The sequence below is a fragment of the Hyphomicrobium sp. 802 genome (assembly GCF_000526135.1).
Classification (GTDB): Bacteria; Pseudomonadota; Alphaproteobacteria; order Rhizobiales; family Hyphomicrobiaceae; genus Hyphomicrobium_B.
The window spans coordinates 3,196,524-3,218,323 of sequence record NZ_JAFM01000001.1 but is presented as its reverse complement, the minus strand read 5'-3'; the positions used below and the strand labels follow the sequence as shown (position 1 = coordinate 3,218,323).

Annotated in this window: 19 protein-coding genes, 2 tRNA genes and 1 pseudogene; 11 read left to right on the top strand and 11 right to left on the bottom strand. The window is 60.0% G+C overall.

Going from position 1 to position 21,800, the window contains the following annotated elements:
* The first annotated feature begins 337 nt into the window (after window positions 1–337).
* Window positions 338–475: a hypothetical protein gene (locus HYP802_RS23700; RefSeq protein ID WP_155831253.1), complete on the top strand. Its 138-nt coding sequence runs from the start codon at window positions 338–340 to the stop codon at window positions 473–475.
* 656 nt (window positions 476–1,131) lie between these two features.
* On the opposite strand, the gene HYP802_RS23695 is transcribed toward HYP802_RS23700, so the two are convergent.
* Window positions 1,132–1,377 carry a hypothetical protein gene (locus tag HYP802_RS23695; RefSeq protein ID WP_155831252.1) on the bottom strand — a complete coding sequence of 82 codons (246 nt, stop codon included), beginning with the start codon at window positions 1,375–1,377 and terminating at the stop codon, window positions 1,132–1,134.
* Between the two features lie 398 nt (window positions 1,378–1,775).
* On the bottom strand, window positions 1,776–3,068 hold the full coding sequence (locus HYP802_RS0116355) for a ParA family protein (protein WP_013948469.1): 1,293 nt from the start codon (window positions 3,066–3,068) through the stop codon (window positions 1,776–1,778).
* A 50-nt stretch (window positions 3,069–3,118) separates the two neighbouring features.
* Here HYP802_RS0116355 and HYP802_RS0116350 point away from each other — a divergent pair, with 50 nt between their 5' ends.
* Window positions 3,119–3,406 carry a hypothetical protein gene (locus HYP802_RS0116350; RefSeq protein ID WP_013948468.1) on the top strand — a complete coding sequence of 96 codons (288 nt, stop codon included), beginning with the start codon at window positions 3,119–3,121 and terminating at the stop codon, window positions 3,404–3,406.
* A gap of 129 nt (window positions 3,407–3,535) precedes the next feature.
* Here the strand turns inward: HYP802_RS0116350 and HYP802_RS0116345 are convergent, their stop codons facing one another.
* Window positions 3,536–3,985 (bottom strand): hypothetical protein, encoded by a 450-nt coding sequence (locus HYP802_RS0116345; RefSeq protein ID WP_013948467.1) that lies wholly within the window; start codon window positions 3,983–3,985, stop codon window positions 3,536–3,538.
* A gap of 165 nt (window positions 3,986–4,150) precedes the next feature.
* Between HYP802_RS0116345 and pdxH the strand changes: the two genes are divergently transcribed.
* Together pdxH and HYP802_RS24170 are read left to right on the top strand one after the other, a co-directional pair.
* A complete protein-coding gene (gene pdxH, locus HYP802_RS0116340) occupies window positions 4,151–4,807 on the top strand; it encodes a pyridoxamine 5'-phosphate oxidase (RefSeq protein ID WP_013948465.1) in 657 nt (218 codons plus the stop codon).
* A gap of 79 nt (window positions 4,808–4,886) precedes the next feature.
* Window positions 4,887–5,696 (top strand): annotated as a pseudogene (locus HYP802_RS24170) (DUF1499 domain-containing protein); the annotation flags it as partial.
* Between the two features lie 82 nt (window positions 5,697–5,778).
* On the opposite strand, the gene HYP802_RS0116330 reads toward HYP802_RS24170, so the two are convergent.
* The 3 genes from HYP802_RS0116330 to HYP802_RS0116320 form a co-directional block, all read right to left on the bottom strand.
* The gene (locus HYP802_RS0116330; RefSeq protein WP_013948463.1) at window positions 5,779–6,687 is read right to left on the bottom strand and encodes an MBL fold metallo-hydrolase; all 909 of its coding nucleotides are present in this window, start codon (window positions 6,685–6,687) and stop codon (window positions 5,779–5,781) included.
* A 90-nt stretch (window positions 6,688–6,777) separates the two neighbouring features.
* Window positions 6,778–8,052 carry an FAD-dependent oxidoreductase gene (locus tag HYP802_RS0116325; protein ID WP_013948462.1) on the bottom strand — a complete coding sequence of 425 codons (1,275 nt, stop codon included), beginning with the start codon at window positions 8,050–8,052 and terminating at the stop codon, window positions 6,778–6,780.
* A gap of 234 nt (window positions 8,053–8,286) precedes the next feature.
* Complete coding sequence (locus HYP802_RS0116320) at window positions 8,287–9,294, bottom strand: NAD-dependent epimerase (protein ID WP_013948461.1); 1,008 nt, start codon at window positions 9,292–9,294, stop codon at window positions 8,287–8,289.
* Between the two features lie 299 nt (window positions 9,295–9,593).
* Here HYP802_RS0116320 and HYP802_RS0116315 point away from each other — a divergent pair, with 299 nt between their 5' ends.
* Both HYP802_RS0116315 and HYP802_RS0116310 read left to right on the top strand, forming a co-directional pair.
* Window positions 9,594–11,075, top strand: coding sequence for a DUF2793 domain-containing protein (locus HYP802_RS0116315; protein ID WP_244420887.1), 1,482 nt, complete (start codon window positions 9,594–9,596; stop codon window positions 11,073–11,075).
* Window positions 11,072–11,272 (top strand): hypothetical protein, encoded by a 201-nt coding sequence (locus tag HYP802_RS0116310; protein WP_013948459.1) that lies wholly within the window; start codon window positions 11,072–11,074, stop codon window positions 11,270–11,272. Before HYP802_RS0116315 ends, HYP802_RS0116310 begins: the two co-directional genes overlap by 4 nt.
* Window positions 11,273–11,437: 165 nt before the next feature.
* On the opposite strand, the gene HYP802_RS0116305 is transcribed toward HYP802_RS0116310, so the two are convergent.
* Window positions 11,438–11,514: transfer RNA gene (locus HYP802_RS0116305), tRNA-Pro, on the bottom strand.
* A 295-nt stretch (window positions 11,515–11,809) separates the two neighbouring features.
* Between HYP802_RS0116305 and HYP802_RS0116300 the strand changes: the two genes are divergently transcribed.
* Both HYP802_RS0116300 and HYP802_RS0116295 read left to right on the top strand, forming a co-directional pair.
* Window positions 11,810–11,884 (top strand) — tRNA-Gln (locus HYP802_RS0116300).
* A gap of 199 nt (window positions 11,885–12,083) precedes the next feature.
* On the top strand, window positions 12,084–13,205 hold the full coding sequence (locus HYP802_RS0116295) for an FRG domain-containing protein (RefSeq protein WP_024276150.1): 1,122 nt from the start codon (window positions 12,084–12,086) through the stop codon (window positions 13,203–13,205).
* 143 nt (window positions 13,206–13,348) lie between these two features.
* On the opposite strand, the gene HYP802_RS0116290 is transcribed toward HYP802_RS0116295, so the two are convergent.
* Window positions 13,349–13,885 carry a hypothetical protein gene (locus HYP802_RS0116290; protein ID WP_013948457.1) on the bottom strand — a complete coding sequence of 179 codons (537 nt, stop codon included), beginning with the start codon at window positions 13,883–13,885 and terminating at the stop codon, window positions 13,349–13,351.
* A 156-nt stretch (window positions 13,886–14,041) separates the two neighbouring features.
* Here HYP802_RS0116290 and HYP802_RS0116285 point away from each other — a divergent pair, with 156 nt between their 5' ends.
* Window positions 14,042–15,178 (top strand): NAD(P)/FAD-dependent oxidoreductase, encoded by a 1,137-nt coding sequence (locus HYP802_RS0116285; RefSeq protein WP_029671049.1) that lies wholly within the window; start codon window positions 14,042–14,044, stop codon window positions 15,176–15,178.
* Between the two features lie 53 nt (window positions 15,179–15,231).
* On the opposite strand, the gene HYP802_RS0116280 is transcribed toward HYP802_RS0116285, so the two are convergent.
* The 3 genes from HYP802_RS0116280 to HYP802_RS24140 form a co-directional block, all read right to left on the bottom strand.
* Window positions 15,232–15,777 (bottom strand): VOC family protein, encoded by a 546-nt coding sequence (locus tag HYP802_RS0116280; protein WP_013948455.1) that lies wholly within the window; start codon window positions 15,775–15,777, stop codon window positions 15,232–15,234.
* 70 nt (window positions 15,778–15,847) lie between these two features.
* On the bottom strand, window positions 15,848–16,600 hold the full coding sequence (locus tag HYP802_RS0116275; RefSeq protein ID WP_013948454.1) for a M23 family metallopeptidase: 753 nt from the start codon (window positions 16,598–16,600) through the stop codon (window positions 15,848–15,850).
* A gap of 3 nt (window positions 16,601–16,603) precedes the next feature.
* Window positions 16,604–16,735: a hypothetical protein gene (locus tag HYP802_RS24140; RefSeq protein ID WP_256380082.1), complete on the bottom strand. Its 132-nt coding sequence runs from the start codon at window positions 16,733–16,735 to the stop codon at window positions 16,604–16,606.
* A 219-nt stretch (window positions 16,736–16,954) separates the two neighbouring features.
* Here HYP802_RS24140 and HYP802_RS22990 point away from each other — a divergent pair, with 219 nt between their 5' ends.
* Window positions 16,955–17,719 carry a 4'-phosphopantetheinyl transferase superfamily protein gene (locus tag HYP802_RS22990; protein WP_024276146.1) on the top strand — a complete coding sequence of 255 codons (765 nt, stop codon included), beginning with the start codon at window positions 16,955–16,957 and terminating at the stop codon, window positions 17,717–17,719.
* On the top strand, window positions 17,676–21,704 hold the full coding sequence (locus HYP802_RS0116260; protein WP_013948452.1) for a Pls/PosA family non-ribosomal peptide synthetase: 4,029 nt from the start codon (window positions 17,676–17,678) through the stop codon (window positions 21,702–21,704). Before HYP802_RS22990 ends, HYP802_RS0116260 begins: the two co-directional genes overlap by 44 nt.
* The last annotated feature ends 96 nt before the right edge of the window (window positions 21,705–21,800 follow it).

The following is a 21,800-nucleotide window of genomic DNA, read 5'->3' as shown; positions in this document are numbered from 1 at the left end:
GTCTCGTTCTGCAACCCATGCAAGTCAATAATCAACACGAACCAGCGCATGCGGCTCTGAAAGCACAGTTTCGTTGGCGCATCCGACTCGCCCGCGGCGAGCCGGCCGGATGCGCATACGTGGTGCATCTTCCTTCGCTCGACTTCAGAACGAAGAGCCAAGCATGTGCTGGCGGCGGGCTCTGCGAAGCAGAGTCGCCGGCACCCACAATGCTCCGGCATGCTCCCCCGCAGGGGAGTCGCCAGCAAACAAAGAGCCGACGGAAAGACCTCGCATGTCTGTTTATCGACCCGGGCGTTTCATACTTTTGCCGTTGAGGTGGAGCATCGTGCGAACAATGCGAGGTTTGTTTTCTCAAATCATCATTGGGGTCATCGTCACCGTCATCGGGACGCTTGTGACCGACGCCATCACCGGCGGCAACATGAGCCGTCATTTCGTTCCGGGCGTGCACGGCTCCTGGCGCGGGCATTGATGTCCAGATTTGCGCAACTCCTCTGACGCTTTAATGCACGACGCTCCCGATGTGCGCATCGTGGCTGGCTCTCCTTTTTGATTGCGCCGGAACGACAGCTTTTGATTTGCGCATGGCGACTCCCCTGCGGGTAGCCGGCCGCCATGCGCGGATTTTTTCGGCGCGCCGGCCGCCCGGCGCGTCGCGATGAACAAAGATCCGGGCATGCGCCAACGGCCGGCTCCGCTTTTTGATTGCGCCGGACGACACGCCTACGGCGCGCCGGCCGCCCGGCGCGTCGCGAAGGAAGAAGCTCCGGGCGTGTGCAACCGGCCGGCTCTGCGGAGCAGAGTCGGTTGCACCAAATATAAAGCACGAAGCGGACGGGTTCCGCGGCTGGGTCGTGGCATTTGAAGTCTCGGAACCGATCCGCTCCGTGACAGCCTGAGAACAGGGTCGCGAGCACGGTCACTTAATGAAGCGGGATGCTCCGCACACGGGTTTCTCACCCCGTGCGGACCGGCCGTTCGCCTTGTCCGGAAGCGCGCGTGACGCGCCGGGTCAGGCTGCCCCGTCCGAGCCCGACGCAACGCCTTGCGCGCGAGCCCTTCACCGGACGGGCGAGGGGATTATGCGGGCGGTTCGGAAGGCGGGGATAAGTTTTTTGTGTGTGACGGTCAGCCCGCTATTCGACCTGCGGTCGCTGCGGATTTCGCGCGGCTCGTCATGATGGCCTGATGGCGGGCCAAAATCTTTTTGAGTGCCGCAGGTCGGCTCTTCGGAGATGCGCTCGTAAACTTCTTTGCGATTGCGGAAATTTCAGCGGCATTGAGTTCCTTGTCGGACTCTATGGCAGCGTAAATCGCATTGAAGCCTTCTTCATCTCCCAGAGCCTCCTCAAGGCGCCGCGAATATTTTAGCACGATTTCATCTCGAATGACGGCAGACTGCTTTGGCTTAGATGGCTTAGCTATTTTCGGTTTGGACAATTCGGCAGACAAATCCGCCAGGCTCGATTGCGTATGCCGCCGCAACGAGCACTCCAGTTGCCGTATTTCTTCGATTGTTGAGGCTTTCGCGTGCTCGTCCAAAAGCGATGCGAGCGCATTCAAAAAAGCACATAGATCGGCGATGGGCGAAGGCTCCGAACTGATTTTCGGGGAAGCAACGCCAATCGTTTTCGCAAGAATTTTGACAGTGTGGTTTGGAAAAGATTCGAGAAGAGGAAAGAAGTCGTGAGCCCACGCATCATCGACCGAAAGCGGTGTACGCGATCTGAAATCGATCCCGCGCTTAAGGAGCGATTTTAATTCAGAGCACTTCATTCAGCGGCCACCGGTAGCATAAGTTGGATCGCGTCATTGCCATCTGGGTCAAAGTCATCAGGATCGTCCACACCTTCAAATGATTGAGCAGGGGGGACGCCGACTTGGTTCGCGATCGTTCTCGCCAGCGAGAGAATAGCGGCGCGGACATTCGGAGAAGAATTGTCGCGAGGAAGATTGAAATACGCGATGCCATCATCTGCGTTTCGAACCAATCTCACGGTGTTGGGGATAAAGGTTGTTGTCGGAAGGAAGCCGCATCCGAAACGCTTTGTGTTCATTAAATCCTGTAACCAACTCATGACTTCGCGTGTGATATTGAGATTTGGACTGTACCGCGTCGCGACGACGCCGACGTGTTTGAGGTGCGGACACAAATTAGCGTCGCGCATGAATTTCAGCTGCTCGCAGAACGAAACAACAGATTCACCAGACGGCTTATCGAGGATGGTGGGAATCAGGACATGCGAACTTGCGCAAAGAGCTTGGATCGTTCCGGCAGTCAGCCTTGGCGGGCAATCGATAATGATAAGATCGAAGGCGTCTTGGACAGTCTGAGAGTGCAGAAGCTTCGCTAAATTGTACCGCATCTCCGCCGGGCGATAGATGTTTCCGATGAGCAAATCGGAAATCCAATGCCGCCATGCGCGACGATCCGGTTCGCGCACGTTCAATAGCCATTCGATCAGGAGCCGATTTTCGGCTTGAGCGAGATCGTAATAAGCCGTTGCGACCTTCAAACGAGGCTCTTGTCTTACCTCTTTGCAAGTCTGCAAGAACAAGTTCGGTTCAAGCTGTCCTCCTAATGCCCGAGTGGCAACGGAGTCCATCCCGGGGGAGGGAATCCAACTGACGTCGTCCGGAAACGCCATCGACGACAGAGAACCTTGGTAGTCGAGGTCGATTAGCAGAACGCGCTTCTTCCAATTACGGTGATGGGCGAGATGCGCCGCCACGTTGGCCGCAATCGTCGTTTTGCCAACGCCGCCTTTCAAATTGACGATTGAAACTATGCGGGCGCTTTTGACGTTTCCTTTGTAATTATCGGGCTGAACGATCGGCTTAAGCGTCCAGACGCCTGGGCCTTCCTGAAGACCTCCGGGAGTTTTTCGACGAGCAACTGCAGTGAGTGCCCGCTGGCGACTGTTCCAGAAATCTCTCAACTGTCGGAATTTGGCCCAGAGTAGTTGGATTGCTGCCCAGGCAATGGCACCAACGACGGGAAGAATCCAAAGAATAGCGTCGCCAGCAAATTTATGAAGAAAATCATCAGTAAAATAAGAAATCATAACGCAACCCCCACACACGAATTGGGAGAGATTAACTGACCATTAACCAGTTGTCATCAGGCGGAGCACCTTCACCCCTCCGTCTCCCCACCATCATCCTCGTCGCAATCGAGACGCTGGTCGCGATCTTCTACATCGCGGTCTTTCATCAGGCGGGGCGGAGCAATGCCATCGCCAACATCGCTGTCGATAGCGTGACGGCGATCGTCGTCGCGATTTGGGTTGTGTTCGTGCTGCCCGCGATCGTGCTCGTCGTTCGCGACACGAAACCGGGATTGGCGCTGGGCCTATCGCTCGCAGCAGCCGTGGCCTTTGCTGCGAACCTCGTCATTTTCTGATGCTTCGTCGGCCGGACGTCGCTCGTCCCGTGAGAGAAGCGCAACCGGCAGCGCAGTCGCACGCGCAAATAAAAAAGGCGACCCAAGGGCCGCCTTTTTCATTGGTCTGGGGGAGAGGTTTGGGGAAACTTATGACTCGATCTGCCAGATGCCGGTCGGCAAACGGCAGGCGACGATTTCGGTGCGCTTCGTGGCATGCACGGCGGTCAGCATGACAACGGCATACCGGCAGACGCTGCCGTGCGTGTCCTTGAATGAGGCGAGGGGCGCCACGAGCCCGGAGAGCTGACCGTGGCCGCGATGCCAGACATAGTTGGCGCCGTCGGCGACTTCGGTCAGCGCGAATTGCACGCTTTCGAGCGCCGCATATTCGTCGCTCTGATCGAGAACGGCTTTCGCGCTCTTGATATCGGGCAATTTCGGTTTGATATCGACGGCGTTAGGGTGCGCCTGCGTCGGCTCGCCGAAGCTCTGATCGGCGGCGAGCGTGTAGTTGTAGGGTACGAAAATGGCCGCAACCAGCGCGAATGCTGTTGCGCCGGCCGCGGCTAAGGGAAAAAAACACGGATTTGACGACATAACGCGACTGACCCTAACGCGACTGAAAAACTCGAACTCCGCCCAACAAGGCGGCTACTGGGATACAGTCTGCGCCGGTATGGTTAATACGGACTAAAGAACCAGCCTTGAACGTCCTCAAACGGCGCAGGGCAGATAAGTGAAATCGAGCGTTGAGCACGCAACATGAGCAACACTGACGATACCCCGGCCGCGACGCCGGAAACGGCGCTGGACTTCTCAGGCGCAACCGATCCGTTTCAGCTCTTCGACGCGTGGATGGCGGAAGCCGGCCGCACCGAGCCGAACGATCCCAACGCCATGTCGCTCGCGACCGTCGATGCCGGCGGCATGCCGAACGTGCGCATCGTGCTGCTGAAGGGCGTCGATGCGCCGGGCAATGCCGACCGCGGTTTCGTTTTTTATACAAACTTCGAAAGTGCGAAGGGTCGCGAGCTGCTCGCCAACCCCAAGGCGGCATTGCTCTTTCACTGGAAAACGCTGGAACGGCAGGTGCGCATTCGCGGCCCCGTCTCGCTGGCCTCGCACGGCGAGGCGGATGCCTATTTCGCTTCGCGTCCGCGGCTCAGCCGCATCGGCGCCTGGGCCTCGCATCAGTCGCGGCCGCTTTCCACGCGTGACGTGCTCGAAGCCAAGGTCCAGCATTTCGAGGCGAAGTTTCCCGAAGAGGACATCCCGCGCCCGGCGTATTGGTCGGGCTTCCGCGTCCTGCCCGTCGAAATCGAATTCTGGATGAGCCGCCCATATCGCCTGCACGACCGCATCGTTTTCCGCCGCGACGCGCCGCGCGACTCCTGGCACAAAACCCGCCTCTATCCTTAACGAATCACAAAAACGAACGAGTTAGGGTAGAGAAGGCGGGACGTATCAGAGTTCGGGGACGGGAGCGTTTGGGTCGCGAATGGTGACGGATCGTATCGACGAACGCCGCACGCAAAGGCGGCCGCGCGATCGTTATCGTTCGTCGCGCATTTATTATGCTGTCGGCGAGCCTCCCTCGTTCCTGGCGATGTGGACGAGCCGCATCGCGATTTTTTGCGCTGCGGCAGCGGTCGTGACGGCGGCGCTGCATCGGGTGTCGCTGTTGCAGACGCCTGTCGCGCTGACGATCGCATATCTGCTGGTCGCGGGCGCGGCGCTGGCGCTGCTGATGGCCCTCGTCGCCGGGCTCGATATCTGGGTGACGGGCCGGCCTGGGTCCGCGCGTGTTTTCGTCGGCGCCATCGTGGGCCTCGGCATTCTCGCAGTGCCGGTCGCGGTCTGGGCCATGAGCCTGCATTATCCCGCACTCTACGACGTGACGACCGATCTCGCCGAGCCGCCCGAGTTCACGATGGCGAAAGAGGAACGGGGACCCGAGACCAATCCGATCAGCTATGACGGCGAGCGGTTCGCCGCGCTCCAGCGTCAGGACTACCCCGATCTCAAAAGCCTGACCATTCCGCGCGCCACGGATGAGACCTACGAACTGGTTCTGCAGGCGCTTCATAAATTGAAATTTAAGCCGGCGCTTGAAGTCCCGCCCGACGATGAGGACGATTCTCCCGGCTTCATCGAGCTGTCCGAGCACACGCAAGTTCTGGGCCTGATCGATGATATCGTCATTCGCGTGCTCGGCAGCGACGACGACAGAAGCGCGCGTGTCGACGTCAGGTCCGCGTCGCGCTACGGCCCGACCGACTTCGGCCGCAACGCCGACCACGTCCGCACGATTTTGAAGGAAGTCGCGGCGCGCTTCGAAGCCTCCGTCCCCGACCCCGACAAGGAAGCGATGGCGGCGCGAAAGGCCAAGCTTAAAGCCGAGAAAGGTCGCGGTCGGGCGTCAAAGGCAGATCGGAAGCGACCAAACCTTTCTCGATCAAATATTCGACGTGCGCCTGAACGGAAAGCGTCGCGGCAGGGATCAGCTGGGGCGCGAGGTCGCGATAGACCTGGGGCACAATTCGACGAATAGTCGTAGCGCCCCCGGTCAGCGCATCGAGCACCGATTTCTCGCGCCAGTTCCGGTGCAGCAGATACGCTCTGACGGTTCGCTGCGGTTCGCTCAGGCGATCGCCATGACCCGGCAGGAAAACGTCGTCGTTGCGATCGAGCAGAATTTCGAGCGACGCTTCGTAGTCGGCCATGCGCCCCTCGGGCGGTGCGATGACGGTCGTGTTCCACGCCATCACGTGATCGCCCGAAAAGACGACCCGGCGGCCATCGACGGCAAAGCAGAGATGATCCGGCGCATGTCCCGGCGTATGGATCGCCGTTAGACCCCAGTCGGCGCCTTCGATCCTGTCACCGCCCGTGAGCGGAATGTCAGGTTCGAAATCGTAATCGACGAAGTAGCGCCCCGAGGGTGAATTTTCGAGCGCAACGCGTCCGGCTTCCGGATCGCGCGCATAGGCAGCGACCAGCGCGCCAGTCTCGGCCTTGAGCTTCGCAACGCCGTCGACGTGATCGCGATGTGCGTGCGTCGACAGGATATGCGTGATCGGTCGCCCGGCCGCGGCTTTCAGAATGGCCGCGCGATGCTCATCGCTATCGGGACCCGCGTCGATCACCGCAAGCGACGTCGAACCGATGAGATAGGTATTTGTGCCCTTGTGCGTCAGCGGGCTCGGGTTGGGCGCGACGAGGCGAACGATCCCCGGCCCCATCGGCGACGGTTCGCCATAGGTGAATACCATTTCCGTTTTGAATTTGAGAGAGTCCAAGCCCCCAAAACCTCTCGCGTAAGCCCTCAGTATTGCGCCCGGTTATAGAAAACTCGGGCGAACGACGAATACCCCGAAATTCGCCGCAGGTTAACGCTGCGCTTTCAGCCGCACATGCTCGGGCCGAAAACCGAGCCCGATCAACCGTCCCGAAAGGTGCGCGAGGATCGGCCAGCGCGCGATGCCCTTGATGAAACCGGGCGGACCCGAGCGCGTCGCCGCATCGGCTTCGCGCTTGCGCTTCTCACTGCGCATCATGAGCTGAATTTTCTGCGTCGCCTTTGTGGGAAACGTGCGCCGCTTCTCCACTGCCGCCAGATGCCGGTCCGACAAGCGCCCGTCTTTCAATGGACCTGCAACGATGTTCGCTGCAGCGACCGCATCCTGAATCGCAAGGTTCACGCCGACACCGCCGATCGGCGACATCGCGTGCGCCGCATCGCCAATGCACAAAAGCCCCGGCCGCCACCACTGCTTCAGCCGGTCGATGCGGATGCTCAAGAGGTGCACGTCGTCGAAGGAGGCAAGCTCTTGCACGCGATCCTCCGGCAGCGGCGACACCGCTGCGACCATGGCGCGGAAGGCCTCGATACCGCCCGCCTTAATATCGGCGTACGTGCCGCGCCGCACGATATAACCGCATTGCCAGTAAGCGCCGCGGTCGATCATCACGAAGCCTTGGCGCGGTCCGGCGTGGCCCATCGTGTAAGGCGGATCGGTCGCCAGATGCGAGAACTTCATCCACAGCACTTCGCTCGGGATGCCGAAGCTTTCGATCTCCAAGCCGGCGAGCGTTCGCGCGATCGAGTTGCGCCCGTCCGCGCCGACGACGAGAGACGAGCGGATCGTCAGTGCGCCATCCGGAGACGTTGCGCGAATGCCCGCAACGTTCCCGTTCTCGATGATGAGATCGGTAACTTCCCTTCGCATCAGCAGCCGGAAATTCGGATAACGCTTCGCCTCGCGCGCAAGAAAATCGAGAAAGTCCCATTGTGGCATGAAGGCGATGAAACGGTTCTTCGTCGGCAGCCATGAAAAGTCGGCGATAGTGATGTCCTTGCCGCCGATCTCGGCATGCAGCGAGCGCGCTTCCGTGTGCGGTAGTTTCAGAAGCTCGTCGGCGAGGCCGAGTTCGTGCATGACTTGCAGCGTCGAAGGGTGAATGGTGTCGCCGCGAAAATCGCGCAGAAAATCGCCGTGCTTTTCGATCACCGTCACATCGACGCCCGCACGCGCCAGCATCAGGCCGAGCATCATCCCCGCCGGGCCGCCGCCGACGATGGCGCAGGCGGTGGTGATGTTTTGATCTGCCGCAGAACGAGATTCCGCATTCGCAAGCCCGGCGGATTTTGTACCCTCAGTCATGTCGTAGCCGACGTCTTGGCCATGAGCCTCATCCCCGAAAAGCTGCCGTTGCTCGCAATATAGATAGGCGCTCGGAAGCAGGTATCCAAATTTGTATATTTTCGAAGGGATTCGCTTGTTCTCAGGTGGCCGTGATTTTTTCCCTCACGTCATCCCGGCGCAGGCCGGGATCCAGTCAAACCGCACCATCGAGCTTGCTGCTTGTTGTCTGATGGCCGCCTTCGCGTCTGAAAATCAAACGCCGTAATACGACCGGTACCACGCAACGAACCGCGCGATGCCGTCGTCGAGCGACGTCGAAGGCCGGAAGCCGACGTCGTGCACCAGATCGTCGATATCTGCGAATGTCTTCGCAACGTCGCCGGGCTGCATTGGAAGAAATGTCTTCTTCGCCTCGCGCCCTGTCGCCTTTTCTATCGCTGCCACGAAATCCATCAGCGCCACGGGTTTGTTATTGCCGATGTTGTAAACGCGGTAGGGCGCATCGGATATCGCGGGATCGGGCGCATTGCTGTCCCAGTTAGGATCGGGCGCGGCGATCTTATCAGCCGTTCGCAAGACGCCCTCAACGATATCGTCGATATAGGTGAAGTCGCGCGCATGATCGCCGCCGTTGAAAATCTCGATCGGCTCACCCGCCAGGATCTTTTTCGTAAAGTTGAAGTAGGCCATGTCCGGCCGTCCCCACGGACCGTAAACGGTGAAGAAGCGCAGCGCCGTAATCGGAAGCCGATAGAGATGCGCGTAGGCATGCGCGGCAAGCTCGTTGGCCTTCTTCGTCGCGGCGTAGAGGCTGACGGGATGATCGACGTTGTCGTGCTCGCTGAACGGCATCTTCGTATTGGCGCCGTAGACCGAACTTGACGACGCCATCACGAGATGCTGGACGTCATTGTGGCGGCAACCTTCGAGAACGTTCTGCGTACCAACGATATTGGAGTCGATATACGCGTGCGGATTGTGCATGCCGTAACGCACGCCCGCTTGCGCCGCGAGGTGAATGACCTTGTCGAAGCGCTGCACGCGAAACAATTCCGCCATCGCGCTCCGCTCGGCGATGTCGAGATGCAGGAATGAGAAACCCGGCCGGCCGCCGAGATTGACGAGGCGCGCTTTCTTCAGCGCCGGATCGTAGTAGCCGTTGAGGTTATCGACGCCGACCACGTCGTCGCCGCGTTCGAGCAGGCGCAGGCACGTATAAAAACCGATGAAGCCAGCCGCGCCGGTCACCAGAAATTTCATTGCGGGAGTCCTCGTTGCGAATTTCTGGTCTAGCCTCGAACGAGGCCCGGTTTAGACGGTCCGCCGTGGCTGTCAATCGCTCAGACGGCCAGCGGTAAACGATCCCGTTAGTCCCAAATTGTCATCCCGGCCGGAGTCGCGGTGTGGTCATGACTGCTTCACCAAGGCCGCGCCGGCAGCCGGCTAGCTTTTTATCGGTGCTGGCGACTCCCGTCCCGGGAGCCGGCCGCCAGCACAAAATAAAAAAACAAAAAACTTATCCCCGCCCTTTCGCCCGCCCGTATCTTCATTCCGGGAGCATGACAACGGACGAACGCGCGACGATGACCGATACGCCGAACCTCGCATTGCCTTACATTTTGCCGTCCCAAGCGCAGAAGCACGTCACGCACAACGAAGCGATCCGCGCTCTCGATTGTCTTGTGCAACTCGCGGTCGAGAGCCGTTCGCTGGCAGCGCCGCCCGCAAGCCCGGCTGAAGGCAGCCGCTATCTCGTCGCCGCGGCGGCGACGGGCGACTGGAGCGGCCGGAGCGAGATGATCGCAGCGTTCCAAGATGGCGCCTGGATGTTTTACGAGCCGCGGGAAGGGTGGCTCGCATGGGTTGCCGACGACCATGAACTCGCGATCTATTCGGCCGGAGCATGGGCGGCGTTCACGTCCGGCGGAGACGGCGGCAGCGATCCGGGCGACATTACGGAACTCGATGATCTCGCCCACGTCGGCATTAACGCGGCAGCGGACACGACCAACCGTCTCGCGCTGAAAAGCCCGGCCAGCCTCTTTGATAATGCGGGCAACGGTCACCAGCAGAAGATCAACAAGCACGCAGCGGGCGACACTGCATCCGTGCTTTACCAGACGAACTATTCCGGCCGCGCCGAAATGGGGCTCGCCGGCGATGATGATTTTCGTTTCAAGGTGAGTCCTGACGGCGCAAGTTGGTACGAAGCGCTCAAGATCGACCGCAACACCGGCAAGCTCACTTTCCCGGTGACCGGCGGTCCGCGCGAAGTCTTGACCGCCAATCGCACCTACTACGTCCGCTCGGACGGTTCCGACAGCAACAACGGTCTTGCGAACACATCGGGCGGTGCATTTCTGACGATCCAGAAGGCGCTCGACGTCGTCTACGGCACGCTCGATCTCTTCGGTTTCAACGTCACCATTCAGGTGCAAGCCGGAACGTGGACGCAGAGCCTAAACGTGCCGTCGCCGCAAGTTGGCGCTGGCGTCGTGGCGCTGCTCGGTGACGCAACCACGCCATCCAATGTCGTCATATCGACAGCGGGCGCGTGCATCACCGTGGCAGGCTCGGGCACCCTTCTCACCGTGCGCGGATTCAAGCTGACGTCATCTAGCAACAACTGCCTGCAGGCGACGCAAGGCGGCCGCATCAGCTATGGAAAGATCGAGTTCGGCGCGGCGAGCGCCTTCCACTTGCGTGCCGACAATGCGGGCGCAATCAGCTGCCCCTCAGGAGAAGCGTTTACGCTCTCGGGCTCTGCGCAGGGCCATCTCCTCACACTGTCCTACGGTTTGATCTCGATCCCGACGAGTGCACTCACCATCACGGGCACGCCCGCTTGGGGCACCTCCTTTGTCAGCAACCAAGGCGGGCAGGTGTCCTTGTACGGCGTGACCTTCAGCGGATCGTCCACGGGCCGCCGCTATGACGTGTCGGTCAACGGCGTGATCAATACATTCGGCGCCGGTTCGGCCTCTACGTATTTCCCCGGCAACGTCAACGGCGTGTCTTCCACCGGAGGCCAGCAGGTATGATGACTGATTTCGATATGCCCGTCTTCGTGATCCGGGATTGGTTCTGGCAGATCGGCGCGGATGAGAGCCGCTACTGGTCGAGCGCGACCGGCGCGTATGTCGCCGAGGCGCAGGAGGGCCGGATTACGATGGTGCCCTCGCTCGAAGACTTGCAGGCGGCCTTGGCCCAGCTCGGCCTATCCGCGCCGAGCGAATAAGTCAGTGAGACGTGCGCGCCCTGTTGGTTTCTTCGCGCCGCCCGCATTGCGGACGCAGCGTATCGCCAGCGCGAACGTCTCGCGCCGCGTCGCCGAAAACAGGATTTCTTGGGACAATTTCCGAGGCGCGGCTAGCGGATTAACTCGCTAACCCATTGAAAAGACTGGTCGGAGCGAGAGGATTCGAACCTCCGACCCCTTGCTCCCGAAGCAAGTGCGCTACCAGGCTGCGCTACGCTCCGCCCGACCGTCTATGCCTGCATTTAGGCTTTCCTGGGCGCCGTGTCGAGCGCCTAGGAGACGCGCTTATAGCGGCCTCGATCCCGTACCGCAAGCGTCTCAAAATACCGATTTTTTGAGGTGCCTCATGCAACTTCCTGATGGAAGCCCCGCCGGAGCTTGCCCGCTGCGGCGCGCCATCGCATCGAGTCTGTGAATCCGGTGGTGCGCTTTGCCGCGCGCCATTGCCCAGTCGCAAACGACTGACTATGGTGCGCTCCGCCGACGCTTCGGACGTCGGTTTTCCTGACGCGCTGGTGGGATGTAGCCAAGTGGTAAGGCAGCGGATTTTGATTCCGCCATTCGGAGGTTCGAACCCTCCCATCCCAGCCACTGATTTCAATAAATTAGATTGTCACCCGCGGCCTTCAGACTCTCGCTTTTGCGCACGTTCAGACTTTCGCCTCGGTTTTGTTCGCGCTTCTTACGCGGGTTTCGCTCGCGACAAGTCGCTGTCGAATACTGCGTGCACGTCTCGAATCGACTTACGATCTAGCAACATTTTTTGATCCTACGAAGATCGGGATATCGCATGCGCGGCTATTGGCATGACCATTTTTCAGGAAATACCTCCGGCGATATTTCTCTGGAAATTGATCGTGTGCAAAATGGGTTCTACGGACACGCCTATATTTTTGAGGAAAATTCGCCAATAGGATTAGTCGCCAAAATCGATGTGCAATCCATCGAGAATAAATTCGACTTCGCCGGTCCGATATTTCCGCTTGATCCCTCATCCAGCGAACCAACCAATTGGTCGGCCATAGATCCCAAAGTGGCCGAAGAGTTTTCGCGATCGTTTCAGGCGCACTGCGAGTGGACCGATTCTACCGTCTCATTGAGTTGGCAGACGGACAAGGGTTTTCCCGGCAGAGCTGACCTAAAGCGCGATCTGAGAGAGAAGTCGGTGGTTGAAGCGCTACCGATCAAAACATGGATGGATTTCAAGCATCACGTCTCGCGGCTTCGTCAGTACGACTACATTTACCGCGGACAGTCTCATCCCTGGCGCCTTCGTACACCGTTTCATCGCACCTGCCGGGCCGACACGATACGATTCTTTTCGGAGATAAATTCCATTGTGTCACGTCATGTAAGCTCGGCTAGTCGGCACGTATTTGATATGGCGAATGGCAATCAGTTTGCCGCGTTTTTAAACTTAATCCAGCACCACGGATTTCCTACACCACTTCTCGACTGGACATATTCACCTTACGTTGCAGCCTTCTTTGCCTTCAGCAAAATTACGAAAGAGGACGCACATAATGCGCGAGAAGATGAGGTCGTCAGGATTTTTATTTTCAACAAAGGTATGTGGTGCCGCCAGCTAACGCAAATTTCTTCGGTAGCACATCGTCGGCCGCATTTCTCCCTTCTAGACCCGATTGCGATCCAGAACCCTCGGCTGGTGCCCCAGCAATCGCTCACTAGCTTCACATCTGTTGACGATATCGAGACCTACGTCCTCAGCAAAGAAACCTCCGAGACAAAATTTCTTCAGGCGATCGATCTTCCCAAAAAAATGCGCGGGGAGGTCATGCATGAACTAAGTTTGATGGGTGTCACAGCGGGAGCTTTATTCCCAGGGCTGGATGGAATCTGTAGCGAGCTGAAGGAACGGCTATTTGATTTTCATTCAGACATATCAAGCTAACCCATTGATACACTGTGGGCCAGTTTACCTCTGAAAAGTCTGAATGGCCGTTGATTTTGTTGAGGTCACGGGTGATTTTGATTCCGCCATTCGGAGGTTCGAACCCTCCCATCCCAGCCAACTGTTTGCAGCGGCGATAATCGCTATTTCTGCGCCGCATCGCCTGTCGGCACACGAAATGCCGAAGCATGACCGCTGTCGCCGAAATCGCTTTGTCGGCATTTGCCGTCGAGATTGCGATATTCGTTGCTCCTCAGACCCGCATCGACAAACGCGACGCCGCGCGCGGAAGGTTCCAAAGCAAAGAGCACGATGCGGATGGCGCCGTCTGGCGAGGTGATCGCTGGCGCCCCGTCGTCGTCGAGCGCATAGGGCCAGACCGGGCGCTCACCGGCATCGAAGACCTGGTTACCGTCGCGCATCGCTTGACTGCGCAGATCGAAACGGGGCGGCGCACCATCCGGAAAGGCGACGGCAAAATCGAAGCTGACGACGATGTTCGCGTGCGTCAAATCATAGAACACACAATTGAGCGTGGGGGCCGGGCTTTGCGCCGCGATCTTTTGCGGCGGCGCGGTGGGTTCGTGGACGAAGCGCGCGAAAGCGAGAGTGGCCAGGATAATCGCCACCGCACCAGCCGAGAGCTGAAGCAGAGACCGTCGGCTGTGAATGACTGGCACGGCAGGCCGCTAGCTCGTTTGAGGTTCCGGAAACACCAGATGAACATGTCCCCGATTGATAGTTCCAATCAACCCTTGATGGAGGGTGTTGCGTGCCGAGCCGCGATCCCATACCACGCATCCAGCATTCGCGGCGCAGCGAGAGACGTTTCGGACATGGCGGCATCAGGTGCGGTGAGCGATTTCGAAACGGTTGTCATTGGCGCCGGTGTCGTCGGATTGGCCATCGCTGCTGAACTTGCCGAAGCAGGGCAGAATGTGCTCGTCGTCGAGCGCCACAGCACGTTCGGCATCGAAACCTCGTCGCGCAATTCCGAGGTCATTCACGCCGGAATTTATTATCCGCCGGGCTCGTTGCGCGCCAAGCTGTGCGTTGAAGGCAAGGAGCGGCTCTACGCGTTTGCTGCCAGATACAACGTGCCGGTCCATCGCTGCGGGAAACTTCTGGTCGCCACAGCCGAAAGCGAAATTGCGCAGCTCGAAGCCATTGAAGCGAAAGCCGCGGCGAACGGCGTATCTGATCTAAAACGCTTGACGCCGGACGAAGTCCGCCGCCTCGAACCCGACGTGCGCTGCGTCGCGGCAACTCTGTCGCCCTCCACCGGTATTATCGACGGTCACGCCTTCATGGCGGCGCTCGAAGCGCGATTGCTCAACGCCGGAGGCGAGATCGCGTATCATTCCGAAGTCGTCGGCATATCCGCGGGATCGGGCGATGGCTTTCGCCTCTCGATTTCCTCCGCAGGCGATATCTCTGAGCTTTCATGCATGCGCCTCGTCAACGCCGCAGGTCTTGGCGCCTCGCGCATAGGCCGCATGATCGAATATCGCAACGCCGGTTACACCGTGCCCGGCCTTTTTCCCGCCAAGGGCCATTACTTCTCGCTAGCTGCAAAGGCGCCGTTCAAGCATCTGATCTATCCGATGCCGTCGCCCGACGCGCTGGGCGTGCACGTTACGCTCGATATGTCAGGCGCGGCGCGCTTCGGCCCGGACGTCTATTGGCAGAACGATCTCGACTATGCGTTCGTCGCCGCCGACGCGCGCCGCGAGACGTTCGCAAAGGAGATCAAGCGCTATTGGCCGTCGCTGCCTGACGGTGCGTTGATGCCCGCATATACCGGCATCCGCCCGAAAATCTATTCGCAAGGCTCGAGCCCGGCCGACTTTGAAATTCATGGGTCGAGTCAGCACGGCGTTCCAAGCTTCGTCGGGCTTTATGGAATCGAAAGCCCCGGTCTTACGGCATCGCTCGCCATCGCGTCTTACGTTGCGAGACTGCTGGACGCTTGAGAAAATAATGCGAGGCCCGCACACCCTGCTGCGAGCCCCGCACCGCACGCGACTTAGTGGTTCGTGTTGTCCGCGTCCGCAGCCTGCTTCGGCTCCGGAGCGTAAAGCCCGACCGGATTGCCGTCGGGATCTTCGATGATGGCGAGACGGCCGACATCATCGACGTCGGAAGGTGCTTTCAATACGCGGCCGCCCTTTTTGATGGCTTCGGAAACAGCGGCATCGACATCGCCGACCTGAATGTACGTCACCCAGCCCGGACGCGGATCGTTCGGCTTGCCTTCATATTTCGTAAGCCCGGCCTGCTCGGAGCCGTTCGCATTGAAAAGCGTGTACTCAGACTCGCCCGGCGCAGGCGGCCGCGAGTTGTCGTCCGCCGAAACGATCTTCGGCGTCCAGCCGATGACGCTCGCATAGAAATCGCGGGCCTTTTCGGGATGCGCGCTGACGAGCTCGCTCCACCACACGCTCCCGTTGTCGCTGCTCGACGCCGGTGCCGACGGGCTCTCGGCAAAAGCCGGCATCGCAACGCACGCGGCGAGCGCCACAGAGAAGACCGCGGCGACGCCGTGGCCGGAACGCGAAAGAGTACGGGACATTGCTTCACTCCTGGATCGGATAAAATCTATCAGGCCAGAAGCAAGTGAAGTGCCAAGTCGCGTAACCGTGCTATTTCGGGACGCACTGCAGAATATAGGTGAAGCCGCGAAAGCTTGCGTAATCTCTGCCTTTGACGAACGGCACGATCTTCACGTTGCCGTCTTTCGGCGGGTCGTTGAGACCCAACATGTAAAGCGGATCGATCAGCGCCGCAGTCCCGTTCCACCAGTCTTCGGCGCCGTAACGGTTGGGACGCCAGCTGATTTTATCGTCATCGACTTCCCAAACTTCCCAGTGCACTTCAGGCAGATAATTCGGGTTGCCGCCGGGCCGTGTCACGCGAGCCAGACGCTCGCCGCGTTCGACGCGTTGTCCCTCTTTGAGATGCTTGATCTCGTCGAAATCGAGATGATCGAACTCGGAATAGTAATATTTCGGGCCATCGGACAGGTTGACGTCGCGCCGGTCGTGCCGGATGAGCAATGCGCCCTCGCGTCCCCATTTCCAGTCGGCCTTCCAGACGGCGCGAACCGTGCCGGACGCAGGCGCCACGATCCAGTCGCCGAGCCGCCCGGCGTCGATGCCGGTGTGGACTTCGTCGCGCCGCGTGCCGTCGACATCGATCCACGTCGCATAGGGTGACGTGATCGGCGAGCATTTGAAGTCGTCCGGATAGACCGGCTTCAACCCGGTCGGCTTGACGCCGTAGCCTTTTTTCATCGCCATGTCCGGATCGTCCTGCGGTGCATTTGCCCTCGCGATGACGGCGAGCGCCAGGCACCCGAGCGCGAACGGCACAAATCGTCGTGTTAGCGAAAGCATGAGCTAGATCGCGATCCGATGGCGGACGCGCAAGGTCCCGCAAGTCTCTTCGGTATCGGCCGCAATGAACGGCATCGCGATGGCGTCCGGGCGGGGCGCCGCATTTACGTTAATATGAGCAATTTGATCGGTCATTCGTTATCGGTCCCTTAATGGGCTGGTCTTTGCAGAACACCGCACTGTGTTTGCGCCAGAAAGGCCGGCCCAGTGTTTGGTTTCGAATTCCTTGCAAGTGTTGCTCCAATTTTAGCGTACCGCGGAGAGCGCGGCCGGAGCGTTTCGGCACGCCCTGTTTCGGAATGTGCCAACCCTGTCTCCGGACAGGAAATTTCGCCCGGTGTCCGGATCTGGTACGTGCCGCACCGCTCTGAGACGGGCGCGGGTCATTGTGCGACGACGACCGCTGACGATGCCGCCGAGTTTGCCGGTATTCGCGACGCCGCCGTGCGTCGCCGCTCGTTAACGACGCGGGCCATGCTGCGCTCCGCGCTGAGCGAAATGGTTGGCGGCACGGTCGCTCCGCACGCCTGGCGCTTCGGTCGGACGGAGAACGGCAAGCCCGTCCTGACGAATGGCCCCGATACGCTGAGCTTCAGCTGCTCGCACACCGAGGTAGCGTCAATAATCGTGGTTTCCGCGAGCAAAGAGGTCGGCGTAGATATTGAAGCGGCCGCTATTCCCGCGACCGAGCATTGGCTGGCCGATGTCTTCACCAAGACGGAACGCGCCGCCATTAATGCTTTACCAGCTCACGAGCGCGAACGGACCGTCGCACGGCTTTGGACGCTGAAAGAGTCGTATTTGAAGATGCTTGGCACCGGAATTGCTGACCTGTTGGAAGTTGCGTTCGATCCCCGCAACGATTGCCTCTTGCCGGGACACATGTCCCGCCAGGCGGCGGCATCGTTTCAAACGTGGATCGTTAACTGCCAAGGGCAGCTTCTCTCCGTGGCCGTCGCCATTCGCGACCCCAAGAAGAAAGGCGCCTTTTGGCGTCAGTTGATTGGGGAATGCCGTGGCCGTTCACGAGCCAAGTTTGTATCCGATGACAACCGCGCGCCCTCGGGAGCCGCGGTTGCTGCATCACTATTTCGAGGCGCAGGTTCGGCGGCGACCTGACCATCCTGCGGTTGAATTCGCGGGCGAGATGCTGACTTATGAAGAACTCGATCAGTCGGCAAATCGCATCGCCAACTATCTTATTGAAAAAGGCGTCGGGCCTGACGTTCTCGTCGGCATCTACCTGAAGAAGTCGCCGCGCCTTTACGCGACCATCCTCGGCATCCTGAAGGCGGGTGGCGGCTACGTGCCGATTGATCCGCGCGCGCCGCTGGAGCGTATTCAAGCCATTGCCGAAGACGGCAACCTGCATTCCATCGTCACGGAAGAAGCGCTTGCCGATCAGATCGAAGGCAAGCTTGAAACGCCGTTGTTCCGTCTTGACCGCGAGCAGCGCGCACTCGCAGCGCAGCCGTCCGCACAGGTGCTGCGCGTCGACGCCGAGATCAGCAACAAGGCGCTGAGCTACGTCATCTTCACGTCGGGTTCGACGGGCCGCCCCAAGGGCGTCATGATCGAGCACCGCAACGTCGTCGCCTTCGTCAAATCGCTGCAGACCGTTTATCGCGTCACTGGGGATGATCGCGTCTATCAGGGCTTCTCGACGGCGTTCGATGCGTCCGTCGAAGAAATCTGGGCTGCGTTCTCGCGCGGCGGCACGCTGATCGTTCCGACCGAAGACGTCGAGCGCTCGCCGGTGGATGTCGCGCAGTTCATCGACGATATGGGCATCACCTATTATTCCACGGTGCCGACGATGCTGGCGATGATCGATCACGATCTTTCCACCGTCACGACGCTGATCCTCGGCGGCGAGGCCTGCTCGAACGAGCTCGTCGCGCGCTGGGCGAAGCCCGGCCGCCGTATGCTCAACACCTATGGCCCGACGGAAGCCACCGTCGTCGCGACGTGGCACGAGTGCGTCAGTGGTGAGCCTGTCGCCATCGGCAAGGCCATTCCGCAGTATTCGACATATGTTCTCGATGAAAACCTCCAGCCGGTGCATCCGGGCGAGAGCGGCGAACTGTTCATCGGCGGCGCCGGCGTCGGCCGCGGCTACATGAACCTCGAAGCCCTGACCGCGCAGCGCTTCATCGCCAACACCATCGAGCCGGAACACAACGACCGCCTCTATCGCACCTACGACCACGTTCGGTTAGGGATGGACGGAGAATTGTTCTTTCTCGGACGCCTCGACGATCAGGTGAAAATCCGCGGCTTCCGCATCGAGTTGTCCGAGATCGAAGCTGTGCTGATGGAGCATCCGCAGATCAAAGCGGCGACCGTCGCCGTCATCGATCGCGGCGAAACGAAGGACCTCGCCGCTTACGTCGTCGCGAATTGCGCCGCCGACGAACTCGATCGCGCCGAGGTCGATCAACTGCTTCGTCGCCGCATGCCCGCTTACATGGTGCCGCAGTATCTCGACGTCATCGACGAAATGCCGATGATGCCGAGCGGCAAGGCGGATCGCAAAAGCCTACCCGCGCCGAAATCGCTGCTGAAAGGCCATAAGGACATCGTCGCGCCCGCGAACGATCTCGAACGTCAGGTCGAAGCCGCCTGGAGCGAAGCGTTCCGCTTGAGCAACGTCTCCGTAACCGATGACTTCTTCCTCGATCTCGGTGGCCATTCGCTGATGGCGTCGCGCTGCGCCAGCTTCCTGCGGGATAAGATCGACGGCGTGCAGCTTTCGGTCCGCGATTTCTACGAGCATCGCACGGTGCGTCGCTTGGCGGCCGTCCTCAAGGATCGCATCGACGCCAGAGGCCAGAACGCCGCCGCCAACGACAACGCCGGTACGGATGCCTTCAAGAGCGTCCACCCGCTGATGCGCTGGACGACGGTTGCGCTTCAGGCTGTCAGTATCTCGATCTATTACGCCATCCTCGTTGCGCCGATCGCCTACGCCATTCTGATGGTGACCGCCGTGATCGACGGCAAGGTCAACTGGGTCGATGCCGCGCAGATTTCGACCATTGTCGGCTTCGCGATCTGGCCGTGCATGCTGCTGGGCAGTATCGCGCTGAAATGGATCGTCATCGGCCGCTACAAGCCGGGCCGCTATCCGCTATGGAGCTTCTATTATTTCCGCTGGTGGCTCGTCACGCGCTTCCAGGCGTTGAGCTGGGCCGAGATGTTCTCTGGCACGCCGCTGATGAGCCTGTACTGGCGCGCGATGGGCGCCAAGATCGGCCGCGACGTAACGATCTGCACACCGCTCTGCGGCGCCTTCGATATGGTGTCGATCGGCAGCAGCACGAGCGTCGGCGTCGAAAGCCAAATCCTCGGCTATCGCGTCGAAGACGGCTATCTCATCATCGCGCCCGTTTCGATCGGCAATGATTGCTTCGTCGGCATGCACTGCGCGCTTGGGCTAAACACCAGAATGGGCGACGGCGCTCGTCTTGATGACATGTCGTTGCTGCCCGACGGCACCGAGATGGCAAGCTTCGAATGCCGCCGTGGTTCGCCTGCGCAACTATCGGCCGTCGTCGTGCCGGAAGCGAAGCGCGTGCGCGCTCCGCGGCTGAAGCGCTTCGTCTTCGGCTTTATGCATCTCGCGTTGATCTATGCGATGGGTTATTTTCTCATCGCGACAATGGTCCCGTCGATCGTGCTGATCGCGGCCGGGCTTTGGTATGCCGGTCCCGTCGGCGGCATTATCGCGGCATTCGTCGCGGTGCCGGTCGGCATCTTGAGCTACGCGTTTGGCGCGATCGATATGGTCCGTATTATCCGGCCCGTCGCGGCCGGCACCATGTCACTCTATAGCGTCAAGTATCTGCGCCACTGGTTCGAGGGTTATCTGCTCGAAAACACCAAGACGATCCTGTCGCCGCTCTATGCGACTATCTACTGCCCGTCGTTCCTGCGCGCCCTTGGTGCTAAGATCGGCGCCGGATCGGAAGTCTCGACCGTTGCGCACATCACGCCGCATCATCTCGAAGTGGGCGAGGGCAGCTTCCTCGCCGATGCTTGCCTCGTCGGCGGCCAGCGCGTCTTTGGCGACGTGGTCGAGATCGGCGCTGTCCGCATCGGCGCCAAGAGCTTCATCGGCAACAGCGCGCTCGTGCCGGGCGGCACCAACATCGGCGACAACACGCTGATCGGCGTCGCCTCGACGCCGCCGTCGGATACGAACGTTGTCCCCGACGACACGCGTTGGCTGGGATCGCCAGGTTTCGAACTGCCGCATACGCAACGCAACGTCTGCTTCAACAACGCCGAGATCTTTGCGCCGACGCAAAAGATGATCGTCGCGCGGGCGCTGACCGACGCAATGCGTATCCTGCTGCCGGGCGTCATCATGATGGCCGAGGGCGTCGGGCTTGCGGCTTATCTCGTGGCCGGGTTCCGTAGCATGCCGCTGTGGATGGTGATCGCCGGCATCCCGCTCGTCGCGACCGCGCTTGCGGCCGGTTCGGTGTTGATGACGGCGCTGGTCAAGTGGCTGGTCGTCGGTCGCATCCGCCCGACCGTCAAGCCGCTGTGGTCCCGGTTCATCTGGAACAACGAACTCGTCAATGGCGTGTTCGAGATGAACGCCGCTGCCGCCATGACGCCGCTGCTCGGGACGCCGTTCGTCGCCACCTGTCTGCGGCTCATGGGCGCCAAGGTCGGTAAGTGGTGCTATCTCGAAACGACGCTCTTCTCCGAGTTCGACCTCGTCGAAATCGGCGACCGGGCCTGCTTGAACCTCGGCGCAACCGTCCAGAACCACCTGTTCGAGGATCGCGTCTTCAAGGCAGAGCGCGTCAAGATCGGCAACGGCTGCAGCGTCGGCAACATGGGCGTCGTTCTCTACGGAACCCAGATGCACGACGGTTCGAGCCTCGGCGCGCTATCGGTGCTGATGAAAGGCGAGGTGCTGCCTGCAGCGACCCGCTGGCATGGCACCCCATGTGAACCGTTAGTCTCGCAACCCGCCGACATCGATGCGGCCATCATTAAGTTGTCCACAGCCGCAGGTTTCCGTGCACAAGAGTCTCGTTCGCGGCGACAGGCCAAGCAACACATCGAGTTACTGCCGCTCTCTGCATAGCGGCAGCCTCTCTCTGTGGCTTGGCGGTCATCCGAGCCACAGATTGACGCTTGACTATTGACACCATCCTCGACGGGCCGTCGCGAATCACGTTCC